General features: G+C 68.6%; 19 protein-coding genes and 1 pseudogene. 8 read left to right on the top strand and 12 right to left on the bottom strand.

What is annotated here, in order from left to right; translation table 11 throughout:
- Nucleotides 1-15 precede the first annotated feature (15 nt).
- Both HYG95_RS06720 and HYG95_RS06715 read left to right on the top strand, forming a co-directional pair.
- Entirely contained in the window at nucleotides 16-1,380 is a 1,365-nt protein-coding gene (locus tag HYG95_RS06720) for an MFS transporter (protein WP_220139154.1), read from the top strand.
- A 123-nt stretch (nucleotides 1,381-1,503) separates the two neighbouring features.
- A complete protein-coding gene (locus HYG95_RS06715; RefSeq protein WP_181697122.1) occupies nucleotides 1,504-2,388 on the top strand; it encodes a bile acid:sodium symporter family protein in 885 nt (294 codons plus the stop codon).
- On the opposite strand, the gene HYG95_RS06710 is transcribed toward HYG95_RS06715, so the two are convergent.
- From HYG95_RS06710 to HYG95_RS06695, 4 genes are all read right to left on the bottom strand, one after another.
- On the bottom strand, nucleotides 2,389-3,867 hold the full coding sequence (locus HYG95_RS06710; protein ID WP_370465703.1) for a sensor histidine kinase: 1,479 nt from the start codon (nucleotides 3,865-3,867) through the stop codon (nucleotides 2,389-2,391).
- A complete protein-coding gene (locus HYG95_RS06705; RefSeq protein ID WP_181697121.1) occupies nucleotides 3,864-4,565 on the bottom strand; it encodes a response regulator transcription factor in 702 nt (233 codons plus the stop codon). Before HYG95_RS06705 ends, HYG95_RS06710 begins: the two co-directional genes overlap by 4 nt.
- Nucleotides 4,566-4,633: 68 nt before the next feature.
- On the bottom strand, nucleotides 4,634-6,667 hold the full coding sequence (locus HYG95_RS06700) for a glycosyltransferase family 39 protein (protein WP_181697120.1): 2,034 nt from the start codon (nucleotides 6,665-6,667) through the stop codon (nucleotides 4,634-4,636).
- Entirely contained in the window at nucleotides 6,664-7,890 is a 1,227-nt protein-coding gene (locus HYG95_RS06695; protein WP_181697119.1) for a glycosyltransferase, read from the bottom strand. The genes HYG95_RS06700 and HYG95_RS06695 overlap by 4 nt, the downstream gene beginning before the upstream one ends.
- Before the next feature lie 209 nt (nucleotides 7,891-8,099).
- Between HYG95_RS06695 and HYG95_RS06690 the strand changes: the two genes are divergently transcribed.
- Nucleotides 8,100-8,360, top strand: a complete 261-nt coding sequence (locus tag HYG95_RS06690; protein WP_181697118.1) for a hypothetical protein — start codon at nucleotides 8,100-8,102, stop codon at nucleotides 8,358-8,360.
- A gap of 4 nt (nucleotides 8,361-8,364) precedes the next feature.
- On the opposite strand, the gene HYG95_RS06685 is transcribed toward HYG95_RS06690, so the two are convergent.
- Nucleotides 8,365-8,985, bottom strand: a complete 621-nt coding sequence (locus HYG95_RS06685; protein WP_181697117.1) for a hypothetical protein — start codon at nucleotides 8,983-8,985, stop codon at nucleotides 8,365-8,367.
- Between the two features lie 141 nt (nucleotides 8,986-9,126).
- A complete protein-coding gene (locus HYG95_RS06680; RefSeq protein WP_067489573.1) occupies nucleotides 9,127-9,465 on the bottom strand; it encodes an LGFP repeat-containing protein in 339 nt (112 codons plus the stop codon).
- 138 nt (nucleotides 9,466-9,603) lie between these two features.
- On the opposite strand from HYG95_RS06680, the gene HYG95_RS06675 reads away from it, so the two are divergent.
- The 3 genes from HYG95_RS06675 to HYG95_RS06665 all read left to right on the top strand — a co-directional run bounded on the left by HYG95_RS06675 (nucleotide 9,604) and on the right by HYG95_RS06665 (nucleotide 12,524).
- Nucleotides 9,604-9,807 carry a hypothetical protein gene (locus tag HYG95_RS06675; RefSeq protein WP_181697116.1) on the top strand — a complete coding sequence of 68 codons (204 nt, stop codon included), beginning with the start codon at nucleotides 9,604-9,606 and terminating at the stop codon, nucleotides 9,805-9,807.
- Between the two features lie 188 nt (nucleotides 9,808-9,995).
- Nucleotides 9,996-11,180, top strand: coding sequence for a glycoside hydrolase family 76 protein (locus HYG95_RS06670; RefSeq protein ID WP_370465702.1), 1,185 nt, complete (start codon nucleotides 9,996-9,998; stop codon nucleotides 11,178-11,180).
- A gap of 72 nt (nucleotides 11,181-11,252) precedes the next feature.
- A complete protein-coding gene (locus HYG95_RS06665; RefSeq protein WP_220139153.1) occupies nucleotides 11,253-12,524 on the top strand; it encodes a lipopolysaccharide assembly protein LapB in 1,272 nt (423 codons plus the stop codon).
- A 4-nt stretch (nucleotides 12,525-12,528) separates the two neighbouring features.
- On the opposite strand, the gene HYG95_RS06660 is transcribed toward HYG95_RS06665, so the two are convergent.
- Nucleotides 12,529-13,131 (bottom strand): hypothetical protein, encoded by a 603-nt coding sequence (locus HYG95_RS06660; RefSeq protein WP_181697113.1) that lies wholly within the window; start codon nucleotides 13,129-13,131, stop codon nucleotides 12,529-12,531.
- Nucleotides 13,132-13,223: 92 nt separating this feature from the next.
- Between HYG95_RS06660 and HYG95_RS06655 the strand changes: the two genes are divergently transcribed.
- The gene (locus tag HYG95_RS06655) at nucleotides 13,224-13,592 is read left to right on the top strand and encodes a cupin domain-containing protein (RefSeq protein ID WP_181697112.1); all 369 of its coding nucleotides are present in this window, start codon (nucleotides 13,224-13,226) and stop codon (nucleotides 13,590-13,592) included.
- Between the two features lie 4 nt (nucleotides 13,593-13,596).
- On the opposite strand, the gene HYG95_RS06650 is transcribed toward HYG95_RS06655, so the two are convergent.
- The 5 genes and pseudogenes from HYG95_RS06650 to HYG95_RS06630 form a co-directional block, all read right to left on the bottom strand.
- On the bottom strand, nucleotides 13,597-13,758 hold the full coding sequence (locus tag HYG95_RS06650) for a hypothetical protein (protein WP_181697111.1): 162 nt from the start codon (nucleotides 13,756-13,758) through the stop codon (nucleotides 13,597-13,599).
- A 162-nt stretch (nucleotides 13,759-13,920) separates the two neighbouring features.
- Nucleotides 13,921-15,468, bottom strand: a complete 1,548-nt coding sequence (locus tag HYG95_RS06645; protein ID WP_370465701.1) for an MFS transporter — start codon at nucleotides 15,466-15,468, stop codon at nucleotides 13,921-13,923.
- 50 nt (nucleotides 15,469-15,518) lie between these two features.
- Complete coding sequence (locus HYG95_RS06640) at nucleotides 15,519-16,415, bottom strand: D-alanyl-D-alanine carboxypeptidase family protein (protein ID WP_181697110.1); 897 nt, start codon at nucleotides 16,413-16,415, stop codon at nucleotides 15,519-15,521.
- 77 nt (nucleotides 16,416-16,492) lie between these two features.
- Nucleotides 16,493-16,719, bottom strand: a pseudogene (locus HYG95_RS06635) (DUF6480 family protein).
- Between the two features lie 60 nt (nucleotides 16,720-16,779).
- Nucleotides 16,780-17,865 carry a trans-acting enoyl reductase family protein gene (locus HYG95_RS06630; protein ID WP_181697109.1) on the bottom strand — a complete coding sequence of 362 codons (1,086 nt, stop codon included), beginning with the start codon at nucleotides 17,863-17,865 and terminating at the stop codon, nucleotides 16,780-16,782.
- 111 nt (nucleotides 17,866-17,976) lie between these two features.
- On the opposite strand from HYG95_RS06630, the gene HYG95_RS06625 reads away from it, so the two are divergent.
- Nucleotides 17,977-19,155, top strand: a complete 1,179-nt coding sequence (locus tag HYG95_RS06625) for an NAD(P)/FAD-dependent oxidoreductase (protein ID WP_181697108.1) — start codon at nucleotides 17,977-17,979, stop codon at nucleotides 19,153-19,155.
- Nucleotide 19,156 lies beyond the last annotated feature (1 nt).

The raw sequence follows: 19,156 nt of genomic DNA, 5'->3' as shown, positions 1-19,156 counted from the left end.
TCGTACCTTCGGAGCATGATCACCTCGCTGTTCGCCAACCGCGACTACCTCCGGCTGTTCACCGCCCAGATGACGGCGCTGTTCGGCACCGGATTGACCACGGTCGCACTGGGTCTGCTCGCCTACGAACTGGCGGGCGCCGAGGCAGGGGCCGTGCTCGGCACCGCGCTCACCATCAAGATGCTGGTGTACGTGACCGTCGCCCCGATCGTCGCCGCCTATGCCGATCGTTTCCCGCGCAGGCTCTTCCTCGTCTCGCTCAACGCGGTGCGCGGTGCCGTGGTGCTCGCGCTGCCGTTCATCGACCAGATCTGGCACATCTACGTACTCATCGCCGTACTGCAGACCGCATCAGCGGCCTTCACTCCGACGTATCAGGCGGTGATCCCCGACATCCTGCCCGACGAACGCGACTACACCCGGGCGCTGTCGGCGGCCCAGCTGGCCGCGACCATGGAGACGCTGCTGAGCCCGATGCTCGCGGCGGCGGCGCTCACCCTGATCAGCTTCCACTGGCTGTTCGTCGGCACCGCCATCGGCTTCGTGGTCTCGGCCGTCCTCGTGGTCTCCACCAGGATTCCCGACGCGGGTGCGACCACCGGTGGCAGTTTCCGGCAGCGGATCGCGGTGGGAATGCGGATCTTCGCCGCGACGCCCAGGCTGCGCGGGCTACTCGGGTTGAACCTGGTGGTCGCGGCGGCGGGGTCGGTCATCATGGTCAACACCGTCAACTATGTGCGCGACACGCTCGGCGGTTCGCAGACCGGTGTCGCGATCCTGCTGGCCGCCAACGGTTTCGGCACCATGGTGGTGGCGCTGTCGTTGCCGCGGGTGCTCGACCGGGTCGGCCCCCGGCCGGTGATGCTGAGCGGTGCCACGACCCTGATGACCGGACTCGGCGCGGCCGTCGCGCTGTCGAATGCCGCGGCGGGACAGTGGCGCTGGATCGCGGCAGGCGCCGTGTGGGCGGTGATCGGGGCGGGCACTGCCGCCGTCCTGACCCCGACCGGGCAGATTCTGCGGCGGTCCTCGCAACCCGCCGACCGGGCCGCGTTGTTCGCCGCGCAGTTCTCGCTGTCGCACCTGGCGTGGCTGCTCACCTATCCGATCGCCGGATGGCTCACCACCGCAGCCGGTTTCACGACCACCTGGCTGGTGCTGCTCGGTCTGGCCGCCCTCGGAACCACCGTCGCGCTGCGGTCCTGGCCCCGCCATGACCCGGCCGAGATCACCCACCTGCACGAGATCGGAACCATCGATCCGGCCCGCCTGGCCGACGCCGTTCGCATCACCGACCGGCTCTACCAGCACACCCATCCCTACGTCATCGACGCAGCACATCAGCGGTGGCCACGCGACGCCCACGCCCTCGCCGCCTGAGACCTGCTCACGGACCTTCGCCACATCGCTGCCCGACGCTGCCCGGACCCGGGTTCGCTCGAACAGCGGTGTGGCGAAAGCTCTTGCCGCATAAGGTAGGGGTTCCGCGACGATCGGTGGTGCATGAACTCCTCGTTTCTTTCCACGGCGCTGCCGCCCGCGCTGGCCGTCATCATGTTCGGGCTCGGCCTGTCGTTGACCGGGGCCGATTTCACGCGGGTCGCCCGGGCGCCGAAGGCCGTCGCGGTGGCCCTGGTGTGTCAGGTGATCGTGTTGCCCGCGGTGGCGTTCGGGTTGGTGATGCTGTTCGACCTCGAGCCGTTGCTCGCGGTGGGGATGATGCTGCTCGCCGCCTCGCCGGGTGGGGCGACCGCGAATCTGTTCAGTCACCTGTTCCGTGGTGACGTGGCACTGAATGTGACGCTCACCGCGGTCAATTCGATGCTGTGTGTGGTGACCGTGCCGGTGGTCACCAATCTGGCCATCCACCAGTTCGCCGACAACGAGACCGGTCAGCTGGGGTTGCAGTTCGGCAAGACCGTGCAGGTGATCGCTATCGTGCTGATCCCGGTCCTGATCGGCATGCAGGTGCGGCGCCGGGCCCCGGAATTCGCGGGCCGGATGGATCTGCCGGTGCGGATCGCGTCGGTGCTGATCCTCGCGGTGATCGTGGCGGTCACGATGATCGCGGACCGGACGGCGATCGGCGGCTACTTCCTCGATGTCGGCGCGATCACCATGGTGTTCTGCGTCATCAGCCTCACCACCGGTTATCTGGTGCCGCTCGCGTTCGGGGTGAGCCCGCCGCAGGCGATCGCGTCGTCGATGGAGGTCGGCGTGCACAACAGCGCGATCGCCATCACCCTGGCGATCACCGTCCTCGACAGTGCGCGCATCGCGGTGCCCGCCGCCGTGTACGCCGTGTTGATGACGCCGCTGGCCACGCTGTTCGGCGCGCTCATCAGCCGCCGCGCGGTGCACCGAGAGCCTGCCCCGGTCACGGCCTAGTCAGCGCATGTCGTTGGGCAGCACCACGGTGAACGTGGCGCCGCGACCAGGTGTGCTCTCGACACCGACGTGCCCGCCGTGGGCCGCCACCAGTGCCGCGACGATGGACAGCCCGAGGCCGGAGCCGCCGCTGGACCGGGTGCGGGAGTTGTCGGTGCGATAGAACCGTTCGAACACCCGCGACGCGGCTTCCGCCGGCAGGCCGGGCCCCTCGTCGACGACATCGAAGGCCACCTCGTCCTCACCCGGGCGCAGACGCACGGTGACCGGGGTCCCAGGCGGGGTATGGGTGAGCGCGTTGCCCACCAGGTTCGCCATGACCTGTCGCAGTCGTGCTTCGTCCCCGACCACGACCATCGCTCCGTCACCGGCGACTTCCAGCTCGATCGCGCGAGCGACGGGCTGTCCGGCCTCGCGGGCGTGGGCGTCGCCGACCGCGTCCCGCGCCAGGGCCAGCAGGTCGACGGGCGCCCGCTCGAGGGGGCGGTTGGCGTCGAGATCGGCCAGCGTCAGCAGGTCACCGACCAGTCCGCCCATCCGGATGGACTCGGCCTCGATCCGGCCGAACAGGGTCTCGGGGTCGGTGCGGTGCCCGTGCCGGTACAGCTCGGCGAATCCCCGGATGGTGGTGAGCGGGGTGCGCAATTCGTGGCTGGCGTCGGCGACGAACTCACGCATCCGCGCCTCGGAACGCCGCGCCGCCGCCTCGGAGGCCTCGGTCGCGGCGACACCGTCCTGGATCCGGGTGAGCATCACGTTCAGTGAGCGGGCGAGATGATCGACCTCGGTGTCGACATCGCGCACCGGAACACGGCGGTGCAGATCACCGTCGGCGATAGCGGCCGCTGTCTCCTCCACCGCCCGCAACGGGCGAAGACTCCACCGCACCACCAGATAGCCGACGATGCCGAGCAGCAGCAACACGGCGACACCCGCGACAACCTGCACCAGAAGCAGGCCCATGATCGTCTGCCTGGTTTCCGACAACGACATGCCGACGGTGACCGAGCCGTGGCCGTTCGTGGTGGTCAGCACCCGCCAGTCTGTGTCGGGACCGCTGCGGGATCCGACTGTGCGCGGGCCGCGCTCGTCACCGGTGACGTCCGGCAGCCCGGACGAGCCGTCGGTGGCGCCGGGTGACTCGAGATAGACCTCGCCGTCGGGTCCGGTGCGGATCTCGGCGAACCGGCGCGGCTGCTCCCCTTCCATCGGCATGGCGTTCGGTGCGTCGGCGGGCACCCAGCGGGTGTTGCCCGCCGAGTCGGTGACCTGCTTCATCGCTCTCGGCTGTGCCCAGGTCCGCGCGGCGTCGATGAGCTGTTCGTCGACCCGGTCGGTGAGCGAGTTCGACATCACCGAGGTCACCACCGCTCCCACCGCGGTGAGCACCACCGTCGCGAGCGCGAGCAGCACGAGCACCAGCCCGACACGCAGCGGCACAGCGGCGAAACGCCGTGCGGCCCGAGCCGAGACGCTCACCTCGGTTCCCGCAGCACGTATCCGACGCTGCGCAGCGTGTGGATGAGTTTGGGTTCGGTGGTGTCGATCTTGCGCCGCAGATACGACACATACGACTCGACGATATTCGCGTCACCGCCGAAGTCGTAGTGCCACACGTGATCCAGGATCATCGGCTTGCTCAGCACCTTGCCCGCGTTGACCATGAAGTAGCGCAGGAGGGTGAATTCGGTCGGCGACAAGCTCACCGGCTCCCCCGCCTTCCACACTTCGTGACTCTCGTCGTCGAGCTCGATGTCGGCGACACGCAGCCGGGGGTTGCGTTGCGGAGCGGCCGCGCCCGCACGCCGCAGGATCACCCTGATGCGGGCGATCACCTCCTCGAGGCTGAACGGTTTGGTCACGTAGTCGTCGGCGCCGAGACCGAGGCCGGTCAATTTGGCCTCGGTCTGGTCGCGGGCGGTCAGGAACAGCACGGGCGCCCCGACACCGTCGGCACGCAACCTGCGCAGCAGGGTGAAGCCGTCCATGCCGGGCATCATCACGTCCACGACCAGGGCGTCGGGGCGGAAGCGGCGTACGGTGTCGAGCGCGGCCGCACCGTCGGCGGCCGTCGCCACCTCGAAGCCCTGGAATCGCAGGCTGGTGCTCAGCAGCTCGACGATCATCGGCTCGTCGTCGACGACGAGGATGCGGGCTTCGGGTGGTTCGACGGTCATGGATTCAGCATGGCTGGCCCACCGCACACGGACCTGGAAGGAAACTGGGCGTTTCCTGTGAACAGCTTTCAGCTGATCAGGTCGTAAACGGTGACGCCGTCGACCTGCACGGCGGTGAAGTTCGCCGCCACCCAGGCGGCGATCGCATCGTCGCCCCGCGCCCCGGGACCGCCTCCCGCGATGAAGTAGTGGATCCGGCCGTCGGCCACGTACTGCTCGAACTGAGCGAGCGTAGGGAACGAGTCGCTGCCGTTGAACCCGCCCAGCGACATCACCGGCAGTTCGGTGGCCAGTTGGTAGGTGGCGGCGGAGTTCGAGCCGGTGGCCGCAGCGATCCAGGTGTAGTTGTCCGCGTCGGCGGTGAGCAGCGCGATCACCTTGTCGCTCACCTGGCTCGCCCCACCGAGGAAGCCGCCGCCGTCGGCCCCGTCGTTCGGCCCAGCACCTCCACCAGCGCCCCCATCGGGCGCAGTTGTCTCGGCCGTCCCGCTCGGTGCACCGACCCGACCGGAACCGTTGCCGGGATCTCCACCTGCGGGCGCTGTGCTGCCCACTGGCGCGTAGTCACGACCTCCCATTGCGCCTCGCCCGTCCGGCATTTCGCCCCCGGGTCCTGGCATGCCCCGTCCGCCACGGACTTTCGGGCCCGCGCTGGGAATTGACCCGGCATTGACCGAGGCGATGGTCTCGGCGGTATAGGCGGCGGGCCCGCTCAGCGCGACAGTCCCGGCGAGCAGGGCCGCGAACGCCGACCGCTTCGGTGCGGGCGGCACCAGCAGCGCGAGCATTGCTCCGAGACCGCCGACCAGGATCACCCACCACAGCCAAGGTACGAAATCGCTGGTGCGCGAGAGCAATACCCAGGCGGTGGCCGCGGTAACGCCCATCGTCGCGGCGGCGCACACCCGTGCCGACACCCGGTCTCGATGCCGCCAGAGCAGGACAGCGCCGATCGCGGTCAGCGCGGCGACCGCGGGCGCGAGGGCGACCGTGTAGTACTGGTGGAAGATTCCTTTCATGAAGCTGAAGACCAGCCCGGTCACGAGCAGCCAACCGCCCCAGAGCATTACAGATGCCCGTCGCAGATCGGTGCGTGGTGCACGGCCGTAGACGACCAGTGCCACGACGGCGAGGATCAGCGCGGCAGGCAGCAACCACGCGATCTGCCCGCCCTGAGCGGAGTCGAACAAGCGGGTGATGCCGGTCTGCCCCCACATTCCGTTGCCACCGGCGGGAAGTTCACCACCGGGACCGACGCTGCCCGTCTCGTCACCGCTGAGCCGACCGAGACCGTTGTAGCCGAGGGTCAGCTCAATGATCGAATTGTTCTGGGAGCCACCGAAGTACGGTCTCGAGTCGACCGGCCACAGCTGCGCGATCAGCACCCACCAGCCCGCACCCACGACCATTGCCGCACCGCCGGCGAACAGTTGCAGCAGCCGGGTACCCAGCTTCGGCGGCCCCGCGAACAGGTACACCAGGACCAGCGCCGGGAGAACGAGCAACACCTGCAGCTGTTTGGCCAGGAACCCGAATCCCATGAACAGCCCGCACAGCACCAGCCAGCGCCAATGCCCGGATTCGGTGGCGCGCAACATCGCCCAGGCCCCAGCGATCATCAGGAACACCAGCAGTGCGTCTGGGTTGTTGAAGCGGAACATCAACGCCGCCACCGGAGTCAGAGCAAGGACGAGACCGGCGAGCAGACCGGCCGCCGCACCGTGGTAGCGGCGAACCGTCGCCCACAACAGCGCCACCGACGCGACGCCGATCAGTACCTGCGGTGCCAGCATGCTCCAGCTGCCGAATCCGAATACTCGCGCCGACAACTCCATCGGCCACAGTGCGGCCGGGGTCTTGTCGACCGTGATCGCGTTCGCCGCGTCCGACGATCCGAAGAAGAACGCCTTCCACGATACCGAGCCGGCCTGCACGGCGGCCGCGTAGAACGAGTTGGCCCAGCCGTTTGCGGTCAGGTTGCACAGATAAGCCACCGCCGTGCCGATCAGCAGCGCGGCAAGAGCGGGAAACTCCCATCGTGGTCGTATCAACGAGTTCTCGACTACCGATTCGGCCTCCGGCTTCGTCGTCAGCGCGGTCATCGGCGATCACCCGCACCACGGAAAACCCAGCGCAGCCCGACGAAACGGGCAAGCGTGGCAACACAATTCGCGACGACCAGCACAGCCAGCTCCACCTGTACCGACGCGCCCGACGCCCACCGATGCAATGCGAACAGCGACCCACTGGTGATCAGGAGACCGAACAGGAAGATCAGCAGCCCCTGAACATGCTGCGCGGCACGCCTTTCCGGGCCGCGGATGCCGAAGGTGAAGGCGCGGTTGGTCGCGGTGTTCGCAACCGCTGTCACCAGCAGGGCGAGCAGATTCGCCGCCTGCGCACCGACGGCCGGTTGCATCAGCAGATACAGCGCCACATAGGCCAGCGTCGAAAGCACTCCGACGAGGGCGAAACGCACCAGCTGCCCGACCATGCCCACCGGCACACCGGGGACCAGCGGTTCTCGCCCGATGGCGGCCCGCAGCTCCGCGACCGGCAGGCGCCCGCTCACCAGTTCCCGGCCGACCCGCCACATCCCCAGCAGATCTTTGCGCGCGGTGTCGAGGATGTCGACACGGCTGTCGGGATCATCGATCCAGTCGACGGGCACCTCGTGGATGCGCAGCCCCGCCCGCTCGGCCAGCACGAGCACTTCGGTGTCGAAGAACCACTCACGATCGCGCACCAGCGGCAGCAGCTCGCGGGCCACCTCGGCGCGCATGGCCTTGAAGCCGCATTGAGCGTCGGAGAACCGCACCTGCAGGCAGGTGCGCAGCAGCAGATTGTAGCCGCGGGAGATCAGCTCCCGTTTGGGCCCGCGCACCACCCGAGCCGCCGTGGCGAGCCGGGAACCGATCGCGAGATCGGAATGCCCCGACATCAGCGGCGCGACGAGCGGCAACAGGGCATTGAGGTCGGTCGACAGGTCGACGTCCATGTAGGCGACCACCCGGGCATCGGAGCCGCCCCACACCGCGTGCAGTGCCCGCCCGCGGCCCTTGCGGTCCAGGTGCACCACCCGCACACCGTCCAGTTCCGTGGCGAGGTGTTCGGCGATCACCAGCGTGTTGTCGGTGGAAGCGTTGTCGGCGATGGTGATGCGCGCGCTGAACGGGAACCCGTCATGCAGGAAGGCGTGCAGCCTGCGCACGCAGTCGGCCAGGTCGTTTTCCTCGTTGTGGACCGGGACGACCACGTCCACCCCGGGGGTGGTGATCACCTCGGCCACGGTTGCCGCGCAGGTGGCGGTCTCTGTGTCGGTCATGACACCGACGGTGACCGGCGAGACTGGAGCAGACCTGCGTCTGACCTGGGAATTTCCTGGACGCCTCGATCACGGGTCTGCCGAATGGCGAGGAGTGCCCGGAATCGGAGGGTTCAACCATCACGATTCGGGGTACAGAGAGCTGGATACCGCTCGCCGACCCGGCGCGCGGGACGTCAGACGGCGTTTTCACATACTGGGAGAACACAGTGCTGAAGTTGATCGAGCTCATCAGGGGAACCGGCGCGGCCGAGGACGCCGAAGGAGCACCCCGGTCCGCCGGGCACCTGCGCGCGGGTGACATCGTGCTCACCGCCAAACGCAGCTACCGGGTGGTGAGCACCAGCTTCGCCGACGACGCGCGGCGCGCCGGTCGCGTGGTCGCCGATACCGTCGACCTGGTCACCGGGCGGCTGCGCGTCCTCGACTACCCCAGCGCCGATACGGTGGTCACGGTCAAGACCGCCTGACCGCTCACACCGGGCGGTGCCGGATACCGCGCGTTCCGAACCCTCGGGTGTGCGCTCCCTCGGTGGGGACGACTTCTTCCTCCACGACGCGAGCCCGATCGTCGCCGACGACGCGGGTGCGTTCGGCGAAGGCGATGTCACGGGTGCTGCGCACCGACAGCCTGCCCAGCGAGCTCGCGGCGAAGAACAGGATCAGCGCGCCGAGCCCGTAGAAGAACGTCAGCTGCAGCAGTGCGCGCTTGACGTCCGATCCGGCCACGGGTTCACCCATGTCCCCGAGCCGGAACCAGGCGGCCAGGAACGGTCCGATCACGAACCAGGCGCCCGCCGCGACACCGAGCCAGGCGCCGAAGCTCGCGACCACCCGATTGCGGCTCATCAGCATGAGCAGGCCGCCCACGATGGCGACCACGCCGGGCAGCACCTGCAGCCAGCCGCGCGCCGTCGTCCAGACCCACGGTTCGTCCGGGGTGTAGGCGAAATCGAAGTACGGACCGATGAACGGTATGAGCGCGCCCCAGATACCGAGTAGCAGCACCGCCAGACCGCCCAGCGCGCCGCGACTGCGCGGGATGTGCAGCTTACCGCCGCGCCCGGCCGCGCCTTTCTCGTCGACATTCACCATGACGCCTCCCATCATCGACAACAGAGGTGGGTGGCGTGTACCCCGCGCCGGACCGAATACGCAGGCACCGGGCAATCACTACCCGGAGACGACGATGGGCACCGACCCGTCGGATCGGTGCCCACCTGTGCAGATCACACGCTAGGCGTTGATCGTCACCGCGTCGTCGGCGATCGAGTAGCTGATCGAACCGTTCTCGAAGTGGCTGATCTTGCCACCCTCGATGTCCTGCTCGTCGGAGGTCGGGTAGCCCAGACGGCCGCCCGCGCCGCCCTCGGCCTCCCACGCCTGACGGATCGCGCCGTAGACGGTCTTGGCTCCGGTGGGGAGCTTGAAGTAGATGACGCCGCCGGTGAACTCCTGGTACTTGCCGCCGCCCGGGGCGTCCAGTTCGGCCGAGATCGGCTCACCGAGGGGGCTCGACGCGCCACCGGCCTCGTTGTAGTGGTCGCCGATCGCTCCCGTGGCCTCGAATCCCATGAATCCAATTCCTTTCACACAGACAATCATTGGCAAAGCAGCCGCTAAGTTACCGCATCGCGGACGTTTTTGGGGAAGACTCGTACGAAGACACGACTTCGACACGAAAACTGCTGCTGTCGGCTACTTGTCAGCATCGTGCTCGTCACATCCTGGCTACCCCAACGACATCAGCACGCTACCGCTGCCGATCAGGACGAATACGCCGGTGTATCCGCACTGTCGAGCTCGGTATCGCTGCGATGGTTCTTCGACGCCGTGGCCTTCGAGCACCCGCACGATCAGCGGGCCGGTGGGACATCTCGTCCCTGCCACGGCACCACCGTAGCCGCCGTGGCCTGAAAATGGTGAGACATCTTGCGGCTGAACATTTCTCGTGTCGCGTATCGACGCCTCCCCCAGGCGGGCTGTCACGGTGTTCAACCGATCGATTCGTGCGCTACCCGCGCGGTTCAGCTGCTCGCCATGCCGACGCCGGACAGCAGCGATACGGTGCCGGACCCGGAGACGGTGTCCAGCAAGGGAGTCGAGTGGAACGGCGTGGCGACGGGATCAGCCGACGTCGGGTGCTGTGGGGTGCGGGCGCGGCGGTGGCGCTCACCGCCCTGGCCCAGCCGACCAGGACCGCGGCGATCACGCGCGGCGCCGCGGCCGTGCCCGGGGAGTGTGAGCGGCGCGCGGATCTGGCCGAGCGCGCGATCGTCGCGCGGCATGTGCGGTCGCTGTGGGGGCTGCCGCAGCGACAGCTCGGCACGCTGGTCTGGCCCGCGTCGCTCACCGATCAGTCGTTCGGGCGCTGGTGCTATTGGTGGCAGGCCCACCTGGTCGATTGTGCGATCGACGCCGCCCATCGCGCCCGCACCCCCGAGCGGGTCGACCGGGTGGTCGCGCTGGCACGCGGCATCCGGACCCGCAATGTCACCGGGTGGACGAACCGGTACTACGACGACATGGCGTGGTTGCTGATCGCGCTCGAACGTGCGCAACGGTTGCTCGACGTGCGGTTCGACGACGCGCTCGCCGACCTGCGCTCCGCGGTGGTCGACGGCTGGAATCCGGTGCTCGGCGCGGTACCGTGGCGCTCCGGCGACGACTTCTACAACACACCCGCGATCGGCCCGACAGGTATCGCGTTGGCCCGGCTCGGCGATCTCCCCCGCGCTGTGCGGCTCGCGGAGTTTCTGCACACCCGGCTGCGTGATACCGCCAGCGGGCTGATTCTCGACGGTGTGCACGAGCCGAGCGGCTCGATGGACCGCACGGTGCACACCTACTGCCAGGGTGTCGCGATCGGCCTCGATACCGAATTGTTCGCGCGGACAGGTGAATCCGGGTACCGCGAGCGTGCGCGGGACCTGGTGCGTGCCGTCGGCGAACTCCTCACCGACAACGGAGTGATCAGTGGTGCCACCGATGACGACTCCGGGTTGTTCATGGGTATCCTCGCGCGCTATCTCACCGAAACCGCACTGGTGCTCGGCGATACGACCGCAGCGGGGATCGTGCATGCCTCCGCACGGGCGGCGTGGGAGCATCGGGCCGAGGTCGACGGACTGCCGCTGTTCGGATCGGACTGGTCTCGTCCGGTCGCGGTGCCTGCCCGACTGAACCGGCTCGGCGACTCAGGGACCGAGCCGCCCCAGGACCTCTCGATCCAGTTGAGCGCATGGATGGTGATGGAAGCGGATTGCCGGTTGACAGCTGCCGGGGTCTGAGAATTCATCGAGACACCGTTCGGAGGCGAATCCCAGTTGCCGCCGACTCGCTTCTCACCCAGGATGGTGGCGATGACAATCGAATTGAACGAAGCTCGCGAGTTGCTCGCCCAGGGGGATCTCGGCGGGTCCGTGCGTTCTCTGCGGCCGGTCGCCGAGCAGCTTCCGCTCCCCGAACTCGTGACCTTCCTGATCGAGCTGGCCGACGCCGCCGAGCTGGAACCGCTGGCGACCAGCGCACGGGCGGCACTCCCCGACGCCACCGATGCACGCGCGCTCACGATGCTCGGCTACGACTGTGTGGAGTACGGCCTGTCGTTCGCCGCGGTCCCGGTTCTGCACGAAGCGTTGCGGGTGGATTCCACTGTGCGCCAGGCGCTCGCGGAGCTGGTCGCCGCGCTGGAGGACGAACACCGTCATGCCGAAGCCGTCGAGGTGTTGGGGCGGTATGCCTCGAGCCCGCGCGAGTGGGCGGAACACTATCTGCTGGTGTACAACTCGATCCTGGCGGGTGATCCGGCCACCGCCCGCGCCGAGTTCGCCGACCTGCCCGAACCCGACGACGACTGGGTGTTCGCCCGTGATCGGGTGAGCCGCATGCTGATTCGCGCCGATCGTGCGGCCGCCGTGAGCGCCCTGGACCATCGGGATCTGCGTGGCTGGCAGTTCACCCTGACCGGCGGCTACCTCGCGACGATGTCGCCGTACGGATTCGACGCCGGAATGACCGGGCGCTGGGCGTATCTGGGCGACAACGCCGCCCTGTGCCGATACAGCATCCACCGCGTGGGTCTCGCACTGTCGGCGGCCGACCGTGCGCCACGTACGGTGTCGCTGCTCCCCGATCGGGCGGATCGCATCCTCGGTCTCGCCACGGCCCGCGTCCTCGACCTCCCCACCCAGGACTACGAGCCCGGCGCCGAAGACACCCTCGTCGTCGCCTACGACCTGCGCACCGTCGACCCCGACCTGGTCGTCACCCTGCACGAGCGCGCCCCCGGTCAGATCCTGTTCGAACACGCCACCTGCTGGACTCAGCCTCCGCCGGTGACAGCCGACATCAGCGGCCTGCTCCACCAGACCGTCATCGCGCCCTGGGCACCCACCCAGCGTGTCGGCGAGAACGGCCTCGAACCGGTGCCTGCGGACGCCCGCCCCGAATCGGAGATCGCCGCCGAGATCGCGGCCGCCGACCCCACCCCCGACACCGGAGACGGCGAAACCCCACCCGACCTCGACCCCACCTTCACCACTTTCGTCACCACCACCGCCGACAGCTGGCTCCTCGGCCCCCGCACCCCCGTCCGCTCCCCCGGCCCTGTCCGCAGTTCCTTCTTCGGCTGAGCCGTTATCCGCACTGGCCCAGCCACCACCACCCGTCACCCAATTCGATGACCGGACACAGCTGGTCCCCGAACACCTCGAACGGCTCGGCGGGTGGTTCACCGTCCAGGTGCGCGTAACCGACTGCGCCGTCGGGAATCCCGACATAGTCGGGCACGAAGCGCGCCGTGTGGTCGTCGGCGGTCCGCACCACGGCCACCTTGCAATTGGCCGACACCCAGCAAAGATGCGTCGGCAGGTCGGTCCCGTAGTAGTCCCGCACACTCAGATCCCTGGCCACCGCCGCGTCGAATGCGGGACGCTCGAGCTGAAACCGTGCCCACACCCGCGCTTGCGGCCAGAGGTAGAACATCACCGGCACACCGATACTCACGACGGCCGCGACACCGGTGACGACCTGTGGCCATCGCCGTCCACCCCTCGTCGTGCGCCACACCGCGGTCACCGCGACAACCACCAGCGCCAACCAGAACGCGGCGAGCAACGGCAGCGCCAGAATCCACAGCACGGTCACGACCCATCCCGAATGCAGGCTCGTCACCACCGCCGCGATCATGACGCCGACGCTCACCACCGGCCACACCCACACCCGTTTCCGCTCGCTCACACCGGAAACCTATCCGGCCGATCCGCCGAAAACGTGGGGAGAATGTAGCGATCCGTTGCGAATCCAGGTCCGTCGAGTGCCAGGATCGGTGTATGGCGAACAAAGTAGTCGACGTGGCGGCCACTCTGTCGGCGTTTTCGGAGCGGTGGTCGCCGAAAGTGGTCGCACGAGTCAACGATTATGAGATCAAGCTGGTGAAGCTCGAGGGTGAGTTCGTGTGGCACAAACACGACGAGACCGATGAGCTGTTCTTCGTCGTCGCGGGCGAACTGACTATTCGGATGCGAGACGGTGACATCGTGCTGCGGTCGGGGCAGATGTTCGTGGTGCCGCGAGGGGTCGAGCACTGTCCGGTTGCGGACGGTGAGGTGCACGCGATGCTGATCGAGCCTGCGGGTGTTCGCAATACCGGTGATACAGCAGGGCCCCTCACCGCGCAGATGGACGACTCGTTCCTCTGAGGGGTCAGCCCTCGAGTGCGTGGATGCGGAGCACCGGGCGGGCGCGGGTTGTTGTGCCGGGAGCGGGGCGATCGGACAGGGCGGCTGTCCAAGGGGTGGGCAGGGCGCGGCGCATCTGGCCGAAGTTGCGCTGGAGAGGGGTGCTCGGAGCTCGGTGGGCGGTCATGGCCTCGTCCTTTCGGGGCGGGGAATGATGCGGTGCGACCGGGTCTGAGATCACTGTATGGGACGGATTTGCGCAGGTCATGGGTCGGCGCGAGGATTGGGGGTGCCTCAGCGCGGAGTTAGGGGGACTAGGGGTTGGCGCCCATTCCCACCGGTGATGTGCTCAGACGGTCTCGGCCAGCTGCTGTCGTTTGCGGGGTCGTTCGTCGACGGCGGTGAAGACCGCGGCGGCGAGGATGAGGATCGCCGAGGCGAGCAGGGCCGCGTCGAGGCCTTGGTGGAAGGCCGCCTTGCCCGCGTCCATCACATCCCTGATGTAGGGCAGGTACTTGAACGGGTTGGCACCCTCGGGCAGGCGACCGCGTTCGACGGCCTCCACGGCATCGGGCTGCAGGGTCGTCGGCACGCCCAGCTCGGTCATCTTGGCCTTGAGGTCCGCGGAGAGGAACGAGCTCACGACCGCGCCGAGGATCGCCACCCCGAACGCGGAACCGACCTGGCGCATCGTATTCGTCACGGCCGCAGCCATTCCCGAGTGCTGCGGTGGCACGCCCGTCATCACTGCCGAGGTCAACGGCACGACGGCGATTCCGAACCCGATGCCCGCCACCGCCATCGCCGCCGCGATCGTCGGATCGTGCAGTGTTCCGCTCATCGCCTGACGGGTGAGCAGAATGCCACCGGCACCGACCACACAGCCGAGGATCATCGGCACGCGGGCACCCCGGCGCGACACCCAGAACCCGGCGGCCAGCGACCCGATCACGATGGTCCCGGCCATCGGCGCGAAGATCGCGGCCGTACGCGCGGCCGAATACGACTGCGTCACCTGCAGATACATCGCGGTGAAGAAGAAGATCGAGAAGATCCCGAAGTACACGGCGAACGCGACGACGAGCGCGCTGCGCACCACGGGCATCCGCAGATACTTCAGGTCGAGCATCGGTGCGCGAGCGCGGGTTTCGACGAAGACGAACGCCACCAGCGCCACGGCACCGAGCGCGAAGAAGCCCAGCACCGGCGGGGATGTGTACCCACGATCCTGACCGACGGTCGCGGCGTAGATCACCGCACCGAACGCGGTGGCACCGAGCACGGCACCCGCCCAATCGATGGGTTCGGGACTCGGGTCGGAGCTCTCGGGCACCGACCACAGCGCCGCGACGAGCGCCACCGCGCCGATCACCAGGTTGAACCAGAAGATCGACCGCCACCCGTACGCGTGCACGAGCACACCGCCGAGCACCGGCCCGGCCGCCAACGCCAAACCCGATACCGCGGCCCACACACCGATCGCCTTCGCGCGCGCCCGGTCGTCGGGGAAGATGTGGCGCAGCACCGACAGGGTCCCCGGCTCCGAAGCCGCCGCGCCGAGCCCCATGATCGCCCGCCCGGCGATGAGCATGCCGACGGTGCTCGCCATCGCCGAAACCACCGATCCCGCACAGAAGATCACCAGACCGGCGATCATCACCTTCTTGCGCCCGAACCGGTCACCGAGCGATCCGCCGGCGAGCATCAGCCCGGCGAAAACCACCGTGTAGGAGTTGACCACCCACTGCAGCAGTGTCACATCGGTGCCGAGTTCGGTCCGGATCGCGCCGAGCGCGACACTCACCACTGTCGTATCGAGGAAGGTTACGAACACCACCGTCACGACCGCGGCCAATGCCGTCTTCGGCCGAGCCGCGCCTTTGCCCAACGTGATCACGGGCAAAGGTTACTGGCGATCGTGCGACCGCGCCGACCCTCGCTCGGCCCTCAGCGCACGCCGATGGGCTCCAACACACTCAGGACGGGGTCGTAGGCCCAGTTCAGGATTCGGGTGGCGTCTTCGCGGGCGACCGCGCTGCTGGTGTCGGAACTGTGCAGCACAACCCCGATCAGCGGGATGCCCGCGCGCACCGTCTCGAACAGCAGGCAGTGCCCGGCCGCGTTGGTGTTGCCGGTCTTCAGGCCGATGGCCCCGGGGTATTCGTGCAGCAGCTTGTTCGTTGTCTCCCAATGGTGTTCACGGTTGTCGTGGTCGGCCGGGACGTGGTGGTCGCGCGCGGCGACGATCTCACGGAAGGCGGGCAGTGCCATCGCGCGCACGCCGAGCGCGACGAGCGCGGCCGGGGTGGAGTGCGTGGAATTGTCCGTCGGGTTGGGCAACCCGCTGGGATCGGTGAACTGAGTGGCGCCCAAGCCCATCACCCGGGCGGCGTCGTTCATGCGGCCGATGAAACCGGCCTGGCCGGGACCGAAGGACTCGGCGATGGCATAGGCGGCGTCGCAACCCGAGGGCAGCAGCAGCGCGTAGAGGAGCTGGCGGGCGGTGAGCACCTCACCCGCGGTGAGTCCGGCGGTGCTGCCGTTGTGCTGGGCGCAGTAGGCGCCCGCCTCGGCCGGCACGGTGACCGGTCGTTCGAGGTCACCGGTGCTGATCGCGACCACGGCGGTCATCACCTTGGCGATACTGGCGATCGGGACCGGGGTGTTCGCCTCGCGACCCCACAGCACCGTGCCGGTGAATCCGTCGGCGAGCGCCGCTCCCGCGGCCTGCACGCCCTCGGGTCCGCCCGCCCACGGCGCCTCGGCGCTCCCGGACGGTGCGGCGCCCGCGACGCCGTGACCAGCCGCGACGACCAGCGCCCCGGCCACAACTGTGTGCAACACCCTGGCAAATGTCGGCATGCGCACAGTCTGGCGCACAAATCCCGCGACCTGCGGGATTTCCGCGCGTCGCGGTGTCTCTACATCGCGGCGATCACCCCGACGATCACGGCCGCGAACACGGCTACGAGCACCAGCGTGACGACCACGGCACCGATGCCGGTGATCGGGAAGTGGTGGCGGGTGCTCGGTTCCGGCGCCGACAAACCGGAGGTCTGCGGCGATTCCGGCGGGGTGGAGCCGGCGGTACGCCCCCACCCGGCTCGAGGTCGGGGGTATTGCGCGGGTCGGGATCCATCGAGGTCATGGGGTCACCTGCCTTCCTGACACGGCGCGCTTACCCTGGGTCGGCGTCCTCAATCGCCGCTCAGGCGGGCCGTGGCGCCGGGAAGGGCCAACTGATGTCCCCACCGGGGATCGACAGCAGGAAGTCGGCGCCGAGCGCGTTCGCGGGGGTGTGCGCGCCGGGTGGAGCGGGCCGGGAGTGCAGGGTGATCGCCGCATGCACCATCGAATGCGCGGTGAAGGCGTAGGTGTTGGACACGTCGACGGCGAGCGAAAGGCCGCTGCCGTCGGCTCGGTAGACGCGGGCCCAACCGGTGCTGCGAGTGGCGTCGCGGGTCGCCTGGTCGGGAACCGGAATACGGTCGATCACCAGGTCGGTGACGGTCCGACCGACCCCGCTGGCCGTGACGAACCGCAGCGGCGTGCTCAGCGCCCGCACCACCGGCGACAACGGAACGGCGGTGAACGTGGCCACCTCGGTGAGCCCGTAGCCGTAGCCCGCGCTGCACACATCGCCCAGTGGCGTACTCGCGACACCGACCGGACGACCTCGGCCCACATCGATCGTCAGGGCACGGTGCGCGTGCGGCACCGCGACCAGGTCACCGCCGGAACGCACCAGATTGCCGCGGGCGATGCCGTCGACCGCCGTACGCAACGTGCCCCGGCTGAAACCACCGCGGCTGATCATCGCCACGTCGGCGCCGACCGCGTCGGGCACGTCGCCGACCAGGCGAGCCACGAGATGGTCGGTCGGGACGATGTCGAAGCCGACGCCGGGGATCACGGTGATCCCGGCACGCACCGCGTCGTCGTGGCGGGCGTAGATCGCGGCGAATACCTGCGTCTCGCCGGTCACGTCGAGATAGTTGGTTCCGCTGGCCAGACAGGCCTCGAGCATCGGTGCGTAGGTGTGGACGAACGGTCCGGCGCAGTGCAGCACGATGTCGACGTCGGCGAGTTGCGCGGCGGCGTTGTCGGGGTCGGCGAGGTCGAACGGGCGCGCGGTCAGGCCGTGCCGGGCGGCGACTTCACCGACCCGCTCGGCCGAGCGACCCGAGATCAGCGGCCGTAATCCGCGCGAGAGTGCTTCGGCGACAACGAGTTCACCGGTGTATCCGTAGGCGCCGTAGATGAGCACAGTCGGCTCGCCGTCCAGGTGTGACATAGGGGAACACTAAGCGCTCGATCAGCGTGTGGTCCAGTTCACTCGATCGCGCTGTCAGGAATTCGGGAGCTGTCTCGTTCAGGGTGTACGCGAACCAGACAGGAGCGAATCATGAAGCACCGCATCGTTGTTCTCGGGGCCGGATACGCCGGGGCCTTCAGCGCCGGTTTCCTTGCCCGCCAGTTGCACGGCGACGACGTCGAGATCACCGTCGTCAATGCCGAACCGGACTTCGTGGAGCGGTTGCGGCTGCATCAGCTCGCCGCCGGACACGACCTGCCGCATCGTCCGCTGACCGAGGTCTTCGCCGGCACCGGCATCCGGTTGCGGGTGGCCAGGGTGACCGCCCTCGACGTCGACCGGCGTCGGGTCACCCTCGCCGAAGGCGGCCACCTCGGCTACGACACCCTGCTCTACACGCTCGGCAGCACCATCGCCGACCACGGCGTCCCGGGCGTCGCCGAACACGCCTACAACGTGGCCGCGCGGCCCTCGGCGCTGCGGCTACGCGCCCGCCTCGACGACTTGGGGGCGCACGGCGACGTGCTGATCGTCGGCGGAAATCTCACCGCCATCGAGGCCGCGACGGAGATCGCCGAGGCCCGTCCCGGCCTGCGGGTCACTCTCGCCACCAGCGGCGAGGTGGGCGGTTGGCTCGGGCCGAAAGCGCGCAGGCATCTGCTGCGAGCCTTCGACCGGCTCGGCATCGCCGTGCACGAGCACACCACGGCCGAGCGCGTCGAACAGCGCGCGGTGTTCGCGGCCGACGGCACCGCCTTCGTCTCCGACGCGACGGTGTGGGCGGCCGGATTCGCCGTCCACCCGATCGCCGCCGCCAGTGGACTCGCGGTGGAACCCGACGGGCAGATCACCGCGGATCGCGAGCTGCGGTCGGTGTCGCACCCGAATGTGATCGTCGCGGGCGACAGCGCGTTCGTCATCGGCGGGAACGGTCAGCCGCTGCCGATGTCGTGCGCGTCGGCCGGGTTCACCGGACAGCAGGCCACGGCGACGATCATCGGTGAACTCACCGGACGCGCGATCAAGCGGACCTCGCTGAGCTACGTCGGCAACCACGTCAGCCTCGGGCGCAAGGACGCGATCTTCCAGTTCGTCGACGGCGATGCCCGCGCCAAGCCGGGCGCGCTGTGCGGCAGGCCCGCCGCCTGGGTGAAGTCGGCCATCGTGGGGACCAGCGGCTGGGCGATCAGCCACCCGACGTTCGGCAAGCTCGACCACCACTACCGTGCGGCCGCGGGCGCACCGTCGCGCGGGGTTATCGCCGCCTAGA

The organism is Nocardia sp. GTS18 (genome assembly GCF_013839555.1).
Classification (GTDB): domain Bacteria; phylum Actinomycetota; class Actinomycetes; order Mycobacteriales; family Mycobacteriaceae; genus Nocardia; species Nocardia rosealba.
Note: the sequence above shows the minus strand (reverse complement) of the source record. Positions and strands in the feature narration are given on the sequence as shown.

Excerpts from the sequence above, each read along its gene's own strand:
- HYG95_RS06720 (WP_220139154.1), top strand. The coding sequence starts at position 16 with ATGATCACCTCGCTGTTCGCCAACCGCGACTACCTCCGGCTGTTCACC.
- HYG95_RS06715 (WP_181697122.1), top strand. The coding sequence starts at position 1,504 with ATGAACTCCTCGTTTCTTTCCACGGCGCTGCCGCCCGCGCTGGCCGTC.
- HYG95_RS06705 (WP_181697121.1), bottom strand. The coding sequence starts at position 4,565 with ATGACCGTCGAACCACCCGAAGCCCGCATCCTCGTCGTCGACGACGAG.
- HYG95_RS06700 (WP_181697120.1), bottom strand. The coding sequence starts at position 6,667 with ATGACCGCGCTGACGACGAAGCCGGAGGCCGAATCGGTAGTCGAGAAC.
- HYG95_RS06695 (WP_181697119.1), bottom strand. The coding sequence starts at position 7,890 with ATGACCGACACAGAGACCGCCACCTGCGCGGCAACCGTGGCCGAGGTG.
- HYG95_RS06685 (WP_181697117.1), bottom strand. The coding sequence starts at position 8,985 with ATGGTGAATGTCGACGAGAAAGGCGCGGCCGGGCGCGGCGGTAAGCTG.
- HYG95_RS06680 (WP_067489573.1), bottom strand. The coding sequence starts at position 9,465 with ATGGGATTCGAGGCCACGGGAGCGATCGGCGACCACTACAACGAGGCC.
- HYG95_RS06665 (WP_220139153.1), top strand. The coding sequence starts at position 11,253 with ATGACAATCGAATTGAACGAAGCTCGCGAGTTGCTCGCCCAGGGGGAT.
- HYG95_RS06655 (WP_181697112.1), top strand. The coding sequence starts at position 13,224 with ATGGCGAACAAAGTAGTCGACGTGGCGGCCACTCTGTCGGCGTTTTCG.
- HYG95_RS06650 (WP_181697111.1), bottom strand. The coding sequence starts at position 13,758 with ATGACCGCCCACCGAGCTCCGAGCACCCCTCTCCAGCGCAACTTCGGC.
- HYG95_RS06630 (WP_181697109.1), bottom strand. The coding sequence starts at position 17,865 with ATGTCACACCTGGACGGCGAGCCGACTGTGCTCATCTACGGCGCCTAC.
- HYG95_RS06625 (WP_181697108.1), top strand. The coding sequence starts at position 17,977 with ATGAAGCACCGCATCGTTGTTCTCGGGGCCGGATACGCCGGGGCCTTC.